This window comes from Microbacterium sp. AB (assembly GCF_032878875.1).
Classification (GTDB): Bacteria; Actinomycetota; Actinomycetes; order Actinomycetales; family Microbacteriaceae; genus Microbacterium; species Microbacterium betulae.
The window spans coordinates 787,331-802,435 of the sequence record NZ_CP118157.1; the positions used below are offsets into that span (position 1 = coordinate 787,331).

At 71.9% G+C, this 15,105-nt stretch carries 15 protein-coding genes; 8 read left to right on the forward strand and 7 right to left on the reverse strand.

Annotation, left to right across the window (positions count from 1 at the left end; genetic code table 11):
• Window positions 1-89 precede the first annotated feature (89 nt).
• Complete coding sequence (locus N8K70_RS03570; protein WP_317140241.1) at window positions 90-950, forward strand: endonuclease domain-containing protein; 861 nt, start codon at window positions 90-92, stop codon at window positions 948-950.
• 273 nt (window positions 951-1,223) lie between these two features.
• Here the strand turns inward: N8K70_RS03570 and N8K70_RS03575 are convergent, their stop codons facing one another.
• From N8K70_RS03575 to N8K70_RS03595, 5 genes are read right to left on the reverse strand one after another with little or no spacing between them, the layout of a single operon-like run.
• A complete protein-coding gene (locus N8K70_RS03575) occupies window positions 1,224-1,784 on the reverse strand; it encodes a GNAT family N-acetyltransferase (protein ID WP_317140242.1) in 561 nt (186 codons plus the stop codon).
• Window positions 1,777-2,784 (reverse strand): tryptophan--tRNA ligase, encoded by a 1,008-nt coding sequence (trpS, locus tag N8K70_RS03580; RefSeq protein ID WP_317140243.1) that lies wholly within the window; start codon window positions 2,782-2,784, stop codon window positions 1,777-1,779. Before trpS ends, N8K70_RS03575 begins: the two co-directional genes overlap by 8 nt.
• Before the next feature lie 35 nt (window positions 2,785-2,819).
• Window positions 2,820-3,764 carry an NUDIX hydrolase gene (locus N8K70_RS03585; RefSeq protein WP_317140244.1) on the reverse strand — a complete coding sequence of 315 codons (945 nt, stop codon included), beginning with the start codon at window positions 3,762-3,764 and terminating at the stop codon, window positions 2,820-2,822.
• Window positions 3,761-5,944 carry an RNA degradosome polyphosphate kinase gene (locus N8K70_RS03590; RefSeq protein ID WP_317140245.1) on the reverse strand — a complete coding sequence of 728 codons (2,184 nt, stop codon included), beginning with the start codon at window positions 5,942-5,944 and terminating at the stop codon, window positions 3,761-3,763. Before N8K70_RS03590 ends, N8K70_RS03585 begins: the two co-directional genes overlap by 4 nt.
• Window positions 5,945-6,001: 57 nt before the next feature.
• Entirely contained in the window at window positions 6,002-6,703 is a 702-nt protein-coding gene (locus tag N8K70_RS03595; protein WP_317140246.1) for a response regulator transcription factor, read from the reverse strand.
• A 115-nt stretch (window positions 6,704-6,818) separates the two neighbouring features.
• On the opposite strand from N8K70_RS03595, the gene N8K70_RS03600 reads away from it, so the two are divergent.
• The 5 genes from N8K70_RS03600 (at window position 6,819) to N8K70_RS03620 (ending at window position 11,292) form a co-directional block, all read left to right on the forward strand.
• Window positions 6,819-7,109 carry a hypothetical protein gene (locus N8K70_RS03600; protein ID WP_317140247.1) on the forward strand — a complete coding sequence of 97 codons (291 nt, stop codon included), beginning with the start codon at window positions 6,819-6,821 and terminating at the stop codon, window positions 7,107-7,109.
• Between the two features lie 185 nt (window positions 7,110-7,294).
• Complete coding sequence (locus N8K70_RS03605; RefSeq protein ID WP_317140248.1) at window positions 7,295-7,900, forward strand: nitrobindin family protein; 606 nt, start codon at window positions 7,295-7,297, stop codon at window positions 7,898-7,900.
• 86 nt (window positions 7,901-7,986) lie between these two features.
• Entirely contained in the window at window positions 7,987-9,084 is a 1,098-nt protein-coding gene (gene ygfZ, locus N8K70_RS03610) for a CAF17-like 4Fe-4S cluster assembly/insertion protein YgfZ (RefSeq protein ID WP_317141167.1), read from the forward strand.
• Window positions 9,085-9,299: 215 nt separating this feature from the next.
• Window positions 9,300-10,121, forward strand: a complete 822-nt coding sequence (locus N8K70_RS03615) for an endonuclease I family protein (protein WP_317140249.1) — start codon at window positions 9,300-9,302, stop codon at window positions 10,119-10,121.
• Window positions 10,122-10,185: 64 nt separating this feature from the next.
• On the forward strand, window positions 10,186-11,292 hold the full coding sequence (locus N8K70_RS03620) for an FUSC family protein (protein ID WP_317140250.1): 1,107 nt from the start codon (window positions 10,186-10,188) through the stop codon (window positions 11,290-11,292).
• A gap of 12 nt (window positions 11,293-11,304) precedes the next feature.
• Here N8K70_RS03620 and N8K70_RS03625 read toward each other — a convergent pair whose 3' ends face one another.
• Window positions 11,305-12,126, reverse strand: a complete 822-nt coding sequence (locus N8K70_RS03625; protein ID WP_394357805.1) for a methyltransferase domain-containing protein — start codon at window positions 12,124-12,126, stop codon at window positions 11,305-11,307.
• Window positions 12,127-12,186: 60 nt separating this feature from the next.
• Here N8K70_RS03625 and N8K70_RS03630 point away from each other — a divergent pair, with 60 nt between their 5' ends.
• Window positions 12,187-12,939 (forward strand): phosphoglyceromutase, encoded by a 753-nt coding sequence (locus tag N8K70_RS03630; RefSeq protein WP_394357806.1) that lies wholly within the window; start codon window positions 12,187-12,189, stop codon window positions 12,937-12,939.
• A 65-nt stretch (window positions 12,940-13,004) separates the two neighbouring features.
• On the opposite strand, the gene phoU is transcribed toward N8K70_RS03630, so the two are convergent.
• Entirely contained in the window at window positions 13,005-13,706 is a 702-nt protein-coding gene (gene phoU / locus N8K70_RS03635) for a phosphate signaling complex protein PhoU (RefSeq protein WP_317140253.1), read from the reverse strand.
• Window positions 13,707-13,891: 185 nt separating this feature from the next.
• Between phoU and N8K70_RS03640 the strand changes: the two genes are divergently transcribed.
• The gene (locus N8K70_RS03640) at window positions 13,892-15,079 is read left to right on the forward strand and encodes a sensor histidine kinase (protein WP_317140254.1); all 1,188 of its coding nucleotides are present in this window, start codon (window positions 13,892-13,894) and stop codon (window positions 15,077-15,079) included.
• Window positions 15,080-15,105: the final 26 nt, after the last annotated feature.

Genomic DNA, 15,105 nt, shown 5'->3' on the forward strand with positions numbered 1-15,105 from the left:
GCGTGCACACACCGCATCCTCCGGCGTGTCGCGGAGCCTTCTCTCCACAGGGCGGGTCGGAGGACACCGACCCCGGCGACGATGCCCCTATGAACCTCGAAACCAGGGCGGAGAAGACGTTGCGGTCGTACTCGTTCGCCGACCTGCGCGCTGAGGGGATGAGCCGTGGGCGAATCGTGCGTGCGCTCGACTGCGGGGCTCTCCTCCGCGCGAGGCGCGACGTGTACGTGTCAGCCGAGGCGGGTCCCCGCGCGTTCGCCGCAGCGCGCGTCGGCGGGCGTCTCGACTGCGTGTCGGCGATGAGGGAGCGTGGCGTCTTCGTCCGCGAGCACACACGACTGCACGTGCAGGTTCCACGCAACGGCAGCCGACTCCGCTCGCCGCAGGACCGGGGTCGCCGACGTGCCCGCGAGGATGCCGTGGTGGTGCATTGGTGTGACGACCCTGCGCCGGGCCACGCCCTGCTGACGGACAGGGTCGCGTCTCTCGCGCGCGCCGTGCGCTGCCAATCGCCTCGCGATGCCGTGGCGACGATCGACAGCGCGCTGCATCTCGGCGTCATCGATGGGATCGAGCTCGGCGACGTGTTCGCTCTGCTTCCCCACCGGTATCGCGTTCTTCGACCACTCGTCGACGGACGCGCGGAGTCGGGCCCGGAGACGCTCGCGCGGTTGGCGCTCCGGTCGCTCGGCAAGCGGATCGATGTGCAGGTGCGGATATCCGGTGTCGGCCGGGTCGATCTCGTCGTCGACGGCTGGATCGTCGTGGAGTGCGACAGCAGGGAGTTCCACTCCTCGTGGAATGCGCAGGCGGAGGACCGGAGACGCGATCTCGCGCTGGCCACGCTCGGATACGTCAGCGTGAGGGTCACCGCACGCATGATCTTCGACGAGCCGAACGTCCTCGTCGAAGCGGTGCGTGGTCTGCTGGCGTCGCGTGGTCGGCTCTGATCCACAGCACGACGCAGGAAGACCACCGACCTCGATCAGGTTTCTCAGCGCAACGATGCGACGATCGCGTGCGTCCCACCGCGGGTTTCCTGCGTCGTGCTCGCCCCGAGACGCAGCCCGAACGGGCGAAGGCCGTGCGTCGGTGCGGCCGGCGACGAGGCTGGGACGGACACAATGCAGGAACTCCGCGTGTCCGCCGCGCACACGCCGGACGATTCCGGCGCTCACGGGGATCGGCCGGCCGAGGATTCCTGCATTGTGCTCGCCCCGTCGTCAGCCGTCCAGCACGGGCCAGCCGACGGGGGCGCGGTCGTCGGAGGCGACGAGCCCCGCCAGCCAGGCGTCCTCGCGGCGGCCGGCCGTGCGGATGCCGCGTCGACGCGTGCCCTCGTAGCGGAATCCGAGCGACCGCGCGAGACGCGCCGAGGGCTCGTTGCCCGCCACGGCGTGCCACTCGAGTCGCTCCAGGCGCATCGGGCCGAGCGCGAAGTCGACCACGGCGCATCCCGCCTCCGTGCCGTATCCGCGGCCGCGAGCGTCCGCCGACATCCAGTAGCCGAGCTCCGCCGCGCCGTCGGAGATGCGGCTGAGCCCGATCATGCCGACCAGGCCCGTCGCGTCGCGCACGGCCCAGTTGTACTCCTCGCCGGTTCGCCACCCGCCGGCCACCAGCTCGACGAACCTCTCGGCGTCCTCGCGCGTGTAGGGCGACGGCACGGTCGTCCACCGCTGCACGTCGGGGTCCTGGCACGCCAGGCGGATCGCCTCGACGTCGTCCTCGTCGGGCGGGGTGAGCGTCAGGCGTCCGGTGCGGAGGATCAGCGGCTCACGCACGGCGCAGCAGGCCGACGCGGTCGTACACGTTCTGGAGGGTCTCGTCGGCGACGGCCGTCGCCCTGTCCGCGTTGGCGGCGAGGACGCGGTCGAGCTCGGCGGGATCGTCCAGCAGCTCGAGCGCACGCGCGCGCACGGGCTCGAACTCGGCCACGACGACGTCCCGCAGGCCCTTCTTGAAGTCGCCGTAGCCGCGGCCGGCGAACTCGTCCTCGATCGACGGGATCTGGCGTCCCGTGAGCGCCGCGTAGATCGTGAGCAGGTTCGAGACGCCCGGCTTGCCCTCGCGGTCGTAGGCGACCACGCCGTCGTTGTCCGTCACGGCGCGCATGATCTTCTTGGCGGTGACGTCGACGTCGTCGAGGAGCCACACCACGCCGGCGTGCGACTCGGCCGACTTCGACATCTTCGCGGTCGGGTTCTGCAGGTCGTAGATCCGCGCGGTCTCGCTCTGGATGACCGGCTCCGGCAGGCGGAACGTCTCCCCGTAGCGGCCGTTGAAGCGCTCGGCGAGGTCGCGCGCGAGCTCGACGTGCTGCTTCTGGTCGCCGCCGACGGGGACGACGTGCGTCTGGTACAGCAGGATGTCGGCGGCCATGAGCACGGGGTAGGTGAACAGCCCGACGTTCGTCGCATCCGCGCCGTACCGCTGCGACTTGTCCTTGAACTGCGTCATACGGCCGGCTTCGCCGAACCCCGTGATGGTCGACAGCACCCAGGCGAGCTCGGCGTGTGCGCGCACGTGCGACTGCACGTACAGCGTCGACCTCGACGGCTCGATGCCCGCCGCGATGTACTGCGCGGCCGTGCGGCGGGTCTTCTCGCGCAGCTCGGCGGGGTCGTTGGGCTGCGTGAGGGCGTGGAGGTCCACGACGGAGAAGAACGCGTCGTAGGTGTCCTGCATGCCGCGCCACTGCAGGAGGGCCCCGATGTAGTTGCCGATCTGGAGCGAGTCGGCGGAGGGCTGCATTCCCGAGTAGAGGCGCGCTTTCTGAGTCACCCGACAATCCTAGGCCGAGCGCCCGAGACGGGGTGTCAGACGCGGGGCGCGTGCGTCTCCACCGCGACGACGCCGGCATCGGGATGCGTCGCGGAGACGTGCGCGACCATGAACGCGCCGGGCTCGAGCGACGAGGCCCCGTCGAGTGGGGAGCCGTCCGCCGTTCCCGTCGCCAGCGCGAGCTCTCGCGCGATCGCGGGCAGCACGGGCCGGTGGCTGCACAGCACCGCGGGCTTGCCGGAGCGCACCCGGCGGCCGACGACCTCGCGCACGTCGGCGGTGCCCGCCTCCCAGGCATCCTGCCCGATGAGGTCGGTCTCGACGATGCGCCTGCCGAGCGCCTTCGACAGCGGCGCGACGGTCTTCACGCAGCGCTCGGCGGTGCTCGACACGATCCTGCGGACGCCGAAGGCGCGCAGCGCGCCGACGACGGCCTTCGCCTGCTCCTTGCCGCGCCGCTGCAGGGGCCGCCGGGCGTCCGGCCCGTGCCAGTGGTCGCGGGCGACGGCCTTGCCGTGACGCAGCAGCACGATGGGGAAGGTCCGCAGAGCCGAGGCGCGCCGGAGCTCGTCGAAGTTCTCGAGGATCTCGACGTCGACCGGGTAGCTCAGGCGTTCGCGGGCGTCGGGGAGCGCGACCCACTCGACTCCGGCGATCTCCTTGTTCGGCACGAAGGCGCTCTCCCGGATGGCCTCGGGCGTCGCCTCCGCGGCCCAGTAGTGCACGACCTTCTCGCGTCCGGAGGGCTGGAGGAAGACCGATCGCCCGACCGGAGGGCCGAGGGCGACGCGGATCCCCGTCTCCTCGTGGATCTCCCGCACGGCGGTCTGCGGGAGCATCTCGCCGGGATCGAGCTTGCCCTTGGGGAGCGAGACGTCGCGATACTTCGGGCGGTGGACGAGCAGCACGAGGATCTCGCCGTCCCGCTCGCGCCAGACGACGCATCCGGCCGCCTGCACCGGTCGTGTGCGCGAGGTCATCGTGTCGCGCGCGGACGTCGACGTCGTTGGATCGCCGCCATGGTCTTGTCCTGCACGTCCGCCAGCGGTCTTCCCTCGTCGTCGAGGTGGTGGCGCGTCCAGACGCCCTCGGCGCCGAGATGCCATGTGGCGCTGGAGTCGGCCATCCCGAGGTCGAAGAACGCCTGGAGCTCCTTGATGTGCTGCGGCTTGACGACCTTGATGAGCGCCTCGACGCGCCGGTCCAGGTTCCTGTGCATCATGTCGGCGCTGCCGACGTAGACCTCGGGGTCGCCGTCGTTCGCGAACGCGAAGATGCGGGCGTGCTCCAGATAGCGGCCGAGCACGCTGCGCACGCGGATGTTGTCGCTCACGCCGGGCAGGTCGACGCGCAGGCTGCAGATGCCGCGGACCCACACGTCGACCTGCACTCCGGCGAGCGACGCCCGGTAGAGCGCGTCGATGATCTGCTCGTCGACCATCGAGTTGACCTTGATGCGCACGTGCGCGGGCTTCCCGGCCGCGGCATGACGCCGCTCGCGGTCGATGAGCCGGAGGAGGCCCTTGCGCAGGTGCAGGGGCGCGACGAGAAGGCGCTTGAACTTCTTCTCGATCGCGTAGCCGCTGAGCTCGTTGAACAGGCGCGTGACGTCGCGGCCCACGTCCGGGTCGCACGTGAAGAGCCCGAGGTCCTCGTAGGTGCGGCTCGTCTTCGGGTTGTAGTTTCCCGTGCCCACGTGGGTGTAGTGCCGCAGCAGGCCCTTCTCCTCGCGGATGACGAGGGCGAGCTTGCAGTGCGTCTTCAGGCCGACGAGGCCGTAGACGACGTGCACGCCGGCCTTCTCGAGCTTGCGGGCCCACTCGATGTTGTTGGCCTCGTCGAAGCGCGCCTTGACCTCGACCAGCGCGAGCACCTGCTTGCCGGCCTCCGCCGCGTCGATGAGCGCCTGCACGATGGGGCTGTCGCCCGAGGTGCGGTACAGCGTCTGCTTGATCGCGAGCACGTGCGGATCGCTCGCGGCCTGCTCGAGGAACGCCTGCACGCTCGTCGCGAACGACTCGTAGGGGTGGTGCACGAGGACGTCGCCCTTGCGGATGGCTCCGAAGATGTCGCCGCGCGCGTGCTTCGAGTCGACGTCGGCGGGCTGGAAGGCGAGGGGCGTGACCGGCAGATGCGGGGTGTACTTCAGGTCGGGCCGCTCGATCCGGCCGAGGCTGAAGAGGGCGCGGAGGTCGAGCGGCGCGGGGAGGCGGTAGACCTCCTGCTCGGAGATGTCGAGCTCGCGGATGAGCAGGTCGAGCGTGACGTCGTCCATGTCCTCCGCGATCTCGAGGCGGATGGGCGGCCCGAAGCGGCGGCGCAGCAGCTCGGCCTCGAGCGCCTGGATGAGGTTCTCGGACTCGTCCTCCTCGATCGTCACGTCCTCGTTCCGGGTGAGCCGGAACGCGTGGTGGTCCAGGACCTCCATCCCGGGGAAGAGGTCGGAGAGGTGCTCGGCGATGAGGTCCTCGAGCGGCAGGAAGCGGATGTTCTCCGGGTCGCCCTCGCCGACCGGCACGGGCACGAGGCGCGGCAGCATCGGCGGCACCTTCAGGCGGGCGAACTCCTCGCGCCCGGTCCGGGCGTTGCGGATGCGGATGGCGAGGTTGAGCGAGAGCCCGGAGATGTACGGGAAGGGGTGCGCCGGGTCGACGGCGAGCGGCATGAGCACGGGGAAGACCTGCGACTGGAAGTAGTCGTAGAGACCGGCCCGCTCGGTGTCGGTGAGATCCGTCCAGCCCACGAAGTCGACGCCGGCCTCGCTGAGCGAGGGCTTGACGTTCTCGTGCCAGACGGCCGCGTGGCGCGCCTGCAGCTCCTGCGCCTTGTCGGAGATGTTCCCGAGCGCCTTCACGGGGGCGGTGCCCACGTTCGTCGGGACGGCGAGACCCGTGACGATGCGGCGCTTGAGGCCTGCGACGCGGACCATGAAGAACTCGTCGAGGTTGCTCGCGAAGATGGCGAGGAAGTTCGCCCGCTCGAGCAGCGGCACCGCGGGATCCTCGGCGAGCTCGAGGACGCGGTTGTTGAACGCGAGCCAGCTGATCTCGCGATCCAGGAACCGGTGCTCGGGGAGCTGCGCGTCGGGGGCCTCGACGATCTCGTCGAAGTCGTCGTCCTCGGTGTCGAAGCCGGGGTCTACGAGGGGGGCTTCCGTCATGTGCCTATCCTCGCACCCGCCGGTGACGCGCATGTGAACACGTCGCGTGCGCGGGCGTCAGCTCTGGCTCTGTCGCGCCTTCGGCGCCGGCACCTGGTCGTCCTCGTACACGTTGAACCGGTAGCCGACGTTGCGCACGGTGCCGATGAGCTGCTCGAGGTCTCCGAGCTTGGCCCGCAGGCGGCGGACGTGCACGTCGACCGTGCGGGTGCCGCCGAAGTAGTCGTAGCCCCAGACCTCGCTCAGCAGCTGCTCGCGCGTGAAGACGCGCGAAGGATGCGTCGCGAAGAAGTGCAGGAGCTGGAACTCCTTGTACGTGAGGTCGAGCGGCTTGCCGTGGACCTTCGCCGAGTACGACGACTCGTCGATCGTGATGCCGGACGTCTGGATGCGGCTCGTCGTCTGCTCGGCGACCTGACGGCCGATGACGAGCCGGATGCGGGCGTCGACCTCGGCGGGGCCGGCGGTGACGAGGATGACGTCGTCGATCCCCCAGTCCGGCGACACCGCCGTGAGGCCCCCCTCGGTGACGATGAGCACGAGCGGGCCGTCGAGCCCGGTCGTGGCGAGGATCTTGCACAGCGACTTCGCGCCGACGAGATCGAAGCGGGCGTCGACGAAGATCGCGTCCGCCTGCGGGGCGTTCACGAGCTGGGCGGGCTCCGCGGGGATCTGGCGGACGCGATGGCTGAGCAGCTCGAGCGCGGGCAGCGCGGATCCTCCGCCCGGGGCGGAGCTGAGGACGAGGAGCTGAGCCAATCGACTTCCTTTCGGGCGGCGGGGTGTCCGCACCGTGGGACCAATGATAGGCGCTGCTGGGAGCGCGCTGAGACGCGGGTATTCCTGCACAGCGTAGATGGACGACAATGGATGTGTGACCGCTCCCGTTCTCGTTCCGCGCAACTCGCCCGCAGGCGTCGTGGCGACGTGGGCGTTCGGCGCCGTCGTCGCGATCGCCATCGGCCTCTTCGTCCCCATCGGGGATCGCTTCGGGTGGCTCGCAGTGGGAGCCGGAGCCTCGCTCCTCGTCGGCTTCGCCCTGGACCTCCGCCTCGGGCGGCCCGACGGCTTCATCTTCCGGGTCGCGGCGTCCACCGTCGGAGCGGTCGCCGTCATGGGCCTCATCTCCGTCACGTTCGCGCTCGCCGCCATCGCTCCGGCCTGAGAGGGCCCGCGCGGGGACGCTCGCGCCGCGCCCGCGGGCCGACTAGAGTGGCCGCATGGATCTCGTCGCCCTCGAACTGTTCTTCGTCGGCCTGCTGGGCCTCGCGTCGCTCGCGATCGCCTTCTGCTCCGGCGTGGTGATCGTCAACCTCTTCCGCGGCCAGCGCTGAGCGCGGCCGGAGCCTCGTGATCGAGCTGCCGACCGACCTCCCCGCCGACCTCGCGCCCCTCTCGTGGCTCATCGGCGTGTGGGAGGGCACGGGCGTGATCGACTACCGCGTGGGAGAGGTCCGCTTCGAGGGCGAGTTCACCCATCGCGTGAGCTTCAGCCAGGACGGCGGCCCCTATCTGAACTACGCCGCGACCGCCTGGCTCGCCGCGACGGACGACCGGCCGTCGCAGCGCCTCGTCGCCGAGACGGGCTTCTGGCGCCTGGCGCGCCCGGCGACGGCCGCGACGCCGGGGCCCGGCCTGCTGCCCGCGCTCGAGACGGAGGCCGTCCGCACGGTCGACGACGTCGAGAGGCTGCGGACGGCGGACGGCGGGTTCGAGATCGAGGCGAACATCGTGCACTCCGACGGCGTCAGCGAGCTCTATCTGGGCGAGGCGAAGGGGCCGCGCATCGATCTCGCGACCGATGCGGTCGTGCGGACCGCCGGCGCGAAGCACTACGCCGCGGCGACCCGTCTCTACGGCCTCGTCGAGGGGCATCTCCTCTGGGCGTGGGACATCGCGGCGCTCGGACGGGAGCTCGCCTCGCACGCGTCCGCGCGTCTCGCCCGCGTCGACTGATCGGCGCCCGCCGCCTCCGGCGCGCGCACAATAGAACCACGGCCATCCCGCGCCGTGCCGACGACCCGTATGAGGTGCCGCCCGTGATCGACGTCTTCGCCCAGCTGCCGGGCGCCGTGAGCTCCGAGGCGGGCATCTCGCACTTCGGCGACCCCGTGCGCGAGCAGCGCGCCCTCGCCGAGGGCGATGCGGTCGTGCCGCGCGCCGACCGGCTCGTCGTCTCCGTCGGCGGGCCCGACCGTCTCACGTGGCTCGACTCGATCACCTCCCAGGCGGTCTCGCGCCTCGCCGCGGGCGAGAGCACCGAGCTGCTCGTCCTCGACCCGCAGGGCCGCATCGAGCACGCGGCCGCCGTGCTCGACGACGGCGAGACGACGTGGCTCATCGCAGACGCGCCCGACGCGGCGGGCCTCGCGGCCTGGCTCGGCATGATGCGCTTCCGCTCCCGGGTCGAGGTCGCCCTGCGCCCCGAGCTCGCGGTGATCGGCTTCGTCCGCGGCGGCGCCGCCGAGCGCACGCTCGTCGCGGCCGCCTCGTCGCCCGGCGGCCTGCCGCTCGTGTGGGCCGATCCCTGGGGCGGGGTGCGGGCGGGCGGATGGCAGTACGCCGCGACGGAGGCGCATCCGGGGGCCGACTACGGATGGGCGGAGGCGCTCGTCGCGGAGGAGGACGTGGCGCAGGTCGCGGCGGACCGGCCCGCCGCGGGACTGCTGGCCGCCGAGGCGCTCCGCGTCGCCGCGTGGCGCCCGCGCTGGACCGGCGAGGTCGACGAGAGGTCCATCCCGCACGAGGCCGACTGGCTGCGGACGGCCGTGCACCTCGACAAGGGGTGCTACCGCGGTCAGGAGACCGTCGCGAAGGTCCACAACCTCGGCCATCCGCCCCGCCGTCTCGTCATGCTGCACCTCGACGGCAGCGACAGCGTCCTGCCCGAGCGCGGCGCCGCCGTCTTCGCGGGCGACGCCGAAGCCGGTCGCATCACCTCCTCGGCACGCCACCACGAACTGGGCCCCATCGCCCTCGCGATCGTCTCGCGTCGCACGCCGCCCGGCGAGACGCTGACGGTCGAGGCCGACGGGATCCGGATCGCCGCGGCACAGGAGGTCATCGTGCCGGGCGACGCCGGCGCGACCGCCGACGTGCCGCGGCTCACGCGCCTGTCGCGGCGACCCCTCGCACGGTGAGGCGGGGAGACGACCGCGCCGTCGTCATCCGTCCGTCATCCGTCCGACACGCTCAGGCCATCGTCGCTTCCTAGCATCGGATCCGCGAGCCCCGTGACAGCCGTCGCGGTCTCCCGGCTCGTGACACGGAGCCCGTGCCGGTGACGACGCGGGCTCGCGACGGAAGCGAGACGGGCCCGATGCGGAGCACCCCCACACGGCACACCCTGCGAGTCATGCCCCGCCGCGGCGTCGCGGCGCTCATCGGCATCGCGGCGATCGTCGCTCTCGGGGCGGCCCCCGCGCCCGCCGTCGCCTCCCCCGCGGGGACGGCGACGTCCGCGGCCGTCGTCCGACCGCTCGCCGCGCCGACAGGCTACTACGACAGCGCCACAGGCCTCACGGGCGCGGCCCTGGAGCAGGAGCTGCACGAGATCGTCTCCGCCGACGCGCGGACGATCTCCTACAGCGCGGTGTGGGACGCCCTGAAGGAGACCGACGAGGATCCTGCGGACCCGGCGAACGTCGTGACCCTGTACAGCGGCCTGTCTCTGCCGAAGGACGACAACGGCGGCGGCGTGGACCAGTGGAACCGAGAGCACGTCTGGCCCCAGTCGCACGGAGGCTTCGGCACGGCCGCCGGCCCGGGAACCGACCTGCACCATCTGCGTGCCGAGGACGTCACCGTCAACGCCGATCGCGGCAACCTCGACTTCGACGAGGGGGGCGCCGAGAACGACGAGGCGCCGGGGAACTTCTCCGACGCCGACTCCTGGGAGCCGCGCGACGAGGTGAAGGGCGATGTCGCCCGGATGATCTTCTACATGTCGGTCCGCTACGAGGGCACGGACGGCTTCGCCGACCTGGAGGTGAACGACGTCGCCGGCAACGGCTCCGTGCCGAACGTGGGCCGTGTCTCGGCGCTCCTCGCGTGGAACGAGCAGGATCCGCCGGACGCGTTCGAGCAGCGGCGCAACGACATCGTCTTCGCCGACTACCAGGGCAACCGGAACCCCTTCGTCGACAACCCCGACTGGGCGGACGCGATCTGGGGGTGACTCCCGGGGCGTCGGCGGCGCGCGGCCTCTCGAGCGGCGCGCACGCCGGCGATACCCTCGTGACGTGACCGACTCCGCGCCGCTGACCTCGGCCGTCCCCGTCCCCTGGCGGCGGCGGATCTCGCCGCGCCCCGGGCTGGCGCGCGTGCGGGACTCCTGGGTCGCGGTCGCGCAGATCGTCGTGGCGGCGACGGGGGGCTTCCTCGTCGCGTACTACCTGCTCGGGCACGAGACGCCGCTGCTGGCGGCGACGGTGTCGATCTCGAGCCTCGGGCTCGCGCGGGACGCCCGCCCTCGCCGGGTGCTCGAGACGGTGCTCGGCATGCTGACCGGCATCCTCGTGTCGGAGCTGCTGCGTCTCGCCTTCGGCTCGGGGGCGTGGCAGCTGGGCGCGACGCTCGCCGTGACGATGCTCCTGGCGCGCTTCCTCATGCCGTCGCCGCAGTTCGCCGTGGCCGCGGCCATCCAGGCGGCCATCGCGATGGTGCTGCCGGTCGGGCCTCTGCCGTTCATGAGGCTCGCCGACGGCGCGATCGGCGGCGTCCTGGCCGTCGCGGTCACGGCGCTGCTGCCGCGCAACCCGATGAGCGCCGAGGTGCGCGACGGCCGCGCCCTCTTCGCCGCCTTCGACGCGGCGGCGGGGCGCGTCGTGCAGGGCCTGCGTCGCGGGGACGCGATCCGTGCGGACCGCGGGCTCGAGAAGGCACGCGACGTGCAGGGCCTCGTGGACGCCTGGAGCGCCTCGCTCGAGTCCGCCCAGGCGGTGTCGGCGCTGTCGCCTTTCCTGCGCTCGCGCCGCATCGAGCTCCAGCGCCACGCCCGCGTCCAGCGGAACATGGATCTCGCGAGCCGCAACCTGCGCGTGGTCGCGCGTCGTGCGGCCTACGCGTCGCGGGACGGCGAGCAGAGACCCGTCGCGGCCGACACCCTCGCCGGGCTGCAGCGCGCGGCCGTCCTCGTCGCGGAGTCGCTCGACGACATCGCGACGGAGCCCGTCGCCCGCGAGACGCTCCTCGCGATCGCACGGCGGCTCGATCCCGCCGCGATGCTCCCCGGCGCTCCGCAGGGGGAGCTCGCCCTCGTCGCCGCGATGCGCCCGCTCGCCGTCGACCTGCTCATCGCGAGCGGCGTCCCCCGTGACGAGGCGTGGGCCTCCATCCCGCGCGTCTGACGGGCCGCGCTCTCACTGCGCGGGCATCACGGCCGCCCACGGCACCGTGATCTCGCCCAGCCGCCAGCGGGAGCGGGTGCCGGCCACGGGCCATCCGTCGCGTCGCAGCGCCTCGACCGTCCCGATCCAGCGCTGCACGGGGCCGAAGGGCGACAGCGCGGCGGAGCGCTCCCACTCGCGGTCGAGCGCCCGGAGGAACCCGTGCACGCGCTCGCCGGGGACGTTGCGGTGGATGAGGGCCTTCGGCAGCCGTTCGGCGACGATGCCGGGACGCTCGAGACCCGCCAGCCGCAGCGACACGGTCACGTGCGTCGCGGAGCCGTCGGGCGCGACGTCGACCCACGAGCACACGCGTCCGAGCTCGTCGCAGGTGCCCTCGACGAGCACGCCGCCGGGAGCGAGCCGCGCGGCCATCCGTCTCCAGGCCCCGGCGACCTCGTGCTCGTCGTACTGGCGCAGGACGTTGAAGGCGCGGATGACGGCGGGGCGCCGTCCGCGCTCCGTCGGCACCTCGAAGCCCCCGCGCGCGAACGACACCGCCGCATCGGCCGGGAACGGCGTGCGACCGGCGCGGACGTCCGCGAGCTGATCGATCGCCCCGGCGACGCGATCGGGGTCGATCTCGAGCCCGAGGACCTCGACGTCGGGGCGTGAGCGCCGGAGCCGCGCCGCGAGCTCCAGAGCCGTCACGCCGCTGGCGCCGAACCCGAGGTCGACCACGAGCGGGTCGGAGGCGCTCCGCAGCGCACTGTGCCGAGCGATCCAGCGGTCGACGCGTCGCAGGCGGTTCGTGCCGGTCGTGCCGCGGGTGGCGCGTCCCTCGGTCGTCGGCATGGGCTCCATTCTCCCGTGCGGATCCTGCGGAGACGTCGGCCGGCGCAGAGCCTCGATAGCATGGAAGGTATGACGCACACCCTGATCCTGCTCCGCCATGGGCAGAGCGAGTGGAACGAGAAGAACCTCTTCACCGGATGGGTCGACGTGCGGCTCACCGAGCAGGGGAGGGCAGAGGCCGCTCGCGGCGGCGAGCTCCTGAAGGAGGAGGGCGTGCTGCCCGACATCCTCCACTCGTCCGTCCTGAGCCGCGCCATCCAGACCGCGGACATCGCCCTCGACTCCGCCGACCGCCTGTGGATCCCCGTGAAGCGCTCCTGGCGGCTGAACGAGCGCCACTACGGCGCTCTCCAGGGCAAGGACAAGGCGCAGACGCTCGCCGAGTTCGGCGAGGAGAGGTTCATGGAGTGGCGCCGGTCGTTCGACGTCCCGCCGCCCGTCATCGACCCCGAGGACGAGTTCGCCCAGACGCACGATCCGCGCTATGCCGGGATCGACGGCGACATCCCCGGCACCGAGTCGCTGAAGATCGTCATCGACCGCCTGCTCCCGTACTGGGAGGGCGAGATCGTCCCCGACCTGAAGGCGGGCAAGACCGTGCTCGTCGCCGCCCACGGCAACTCGCTGCGCGCGCTCGTGAAGCACCTCGACGGCATCGGCGACGACGACATCGCCGGTCTCAACATCCCCACGGGCATCCCGCTCGTGTACGAGCTCGACGACGACCTGAAGCCGACCGGGCCCGGTCGCTACCTCGACCCGGAGGCCGCGGCGGCGGGAGCGGCCGCGGTCGCCGCCCAGGGCAAGAAGTAGCCTCTCGGCCTCTCACCGGAGAAGCGCCCGGCCGGAAGGCGGGGCGCTTCTCCTTTTCCGGGGGCTCAGTCGTCGGCGCCCGCGGGTCCGTCCACGATCTCGACGTCGGCCTCGGGGTCCGACTGACCGGTCCAGTCGCCCGTGGAGAGGTAGACCATCTTCTTGGCGATCGACACGGCGTGGTCGCCGAAGCGCTCGTGATAGCGGCTGGCGAGGGCGGCGTCGACGACGTGGCTCGCGTCGCCGCTGAAGGCCTCGCTGAGGACCTTCTCGTACACGGTGGCGTGCAGCTCGTCGATCTCGTCGTCCGAGTCGCGGATCTCCGCCGCGTACCGCAGATCCTGCGTGCGCAGCAGATCGACGAGGGTGCGTGCCACCGACACGTCGAGCTTGCCCATCTTCACGAAGGTCCCCTTGAGGCCCTTCGGGATGGCGCGCTCGGGGAAGCGGGATCGGGCCAGCTGGGCGATGTGCTCCGCGAGGTCGCCCATGCGCTCGAGCGACGCGCTCGTGCGCAACGCGCTCACGATGATGCGCAGATCGCGGGCGACCGGCTGCTGGATGGCGAGCGTGTCGATCGCGAGCTCGTCGACGGAGACGGCGAGGTCGTCGATCTTGGAGTCGTCGGCGATGACCTCCTCGGCGAGGGCGACGTCGCTCGTCTCGAACGCCGTGGTCGCCTTGTCGATCGCCACGGTGACCATCTCCGCGATCTCGACCAGGCGGTCCTGGATGTCCTCGAGTGCCTGGTGGAAGACTTCGCGCATCGGGCGAACCTTTCGTCGTTTCGGGTGTGGAGCCGCGCGGCGGCCTCGGCGTCGCGTCTGCGCCTCGCGATTCTCGATCGCGAAGGTGAACGGCAGGTGCCCGAATGGTGAACAGTGCGTCGGGGGCGTTCCCGCGTGAACCCTTTCGTCGAGAGGGGCTCCCGGCTGCACTCTACTCTGGACGCATGGACTCCACCCAGCTCGGGCTGCTCGCTCTCGCTCTGGGGATCATCCTCGGCGCAGGCGTGACCCTCATCGTGGCGCTCGCGGTCCGCACACGGGACAGGGCGATCCGCGAGCAGAGCAGGGAGGTGTCCCCGGTCCTGACGGCCGCGCTGGACGCCATCGACGACGCCACCGCCGTGGTCGACACCTCGGGCGCGGTCGTGGCGGTGTCGTCCTCCGGGGCCTGGCTCGGCCTCGCCCTGGGGCAGGCGCTGGAGCAGCCGGAGCTGCGCGAGCTCGTCAAGGCCGTCCGCTTCGGCGCGCCGGCCCAGTCCCGGACCATGCGCGTCCGCCGCGGCCGCATCTCCGACGACACCCGGCTCGTCGTCGCGCGCGCGGCGAGCATCGCCGATCGGCTGACGCTCCTCATCGTGCGGGACATCTCGGAGCAGGAGCGTCTGCAGCAGATGCGGCAGGACTTCATCGCCAACACGAGCCACGAGCTGAAGACCCCCGTCGGAGCCATCGGCCTGCTCGCGGAGGCGATGGAGTCGGCCCTCGACGACCCGGAGCAGGTGCGCACGTTCGCCAAGCGGATGTCGGCGGAGGCGAGGCGGCTCGGACAGCTCACCGGCCGCATCATGAACCTCTCGAAGCTCCAGGCCGCGGACGAGCTCACCGAGATCGGCGACGTCGCCGTCGACGAGGTCGTCGCCGCGGCGCTCGAGCAGTACCAGGTGCAGGCGGACTCGGCGGAGGTCGCGCTCGTGCGCGGCGGCGACCGGGGGATGGTCGTGCGCGGATCGGCGACCATCCTCGTCGAGGCACTCGGCAATCTCATCGCGAACGCGATCGCCTACTCCCCGCACGGGTCGCGCGTCGGGATCGGCGTGCGCGGCACCCCGGACGCCGTCGAGATCGCCGTCGCCGACCAGGGGATCGGCATCGCCGAGGCCGACCAGCAGCGGGTGTTCGAGCGGTTCTATCGCGCCGATCAGGCCCGCTCCCGCCGCACGGGCGGGACGGGCCTGGGGCTCTCGATCGTGAAGCACGCCGTCAGCCGACACGGCGGCGAGGTGCGTCTGTGGTCCCAGCCCGAGCGGGGGTCGACGTTCACGATCAGGCTCCCGCGCGCGGACGCGCCGGCGGGGGAGCCCGAGTCCGTGAAGCACAAGAAGAAGGGCGCTCGTGCGGCTCACGCCGCGTGACGGGCGCAACGGAAGGAATGTGAACG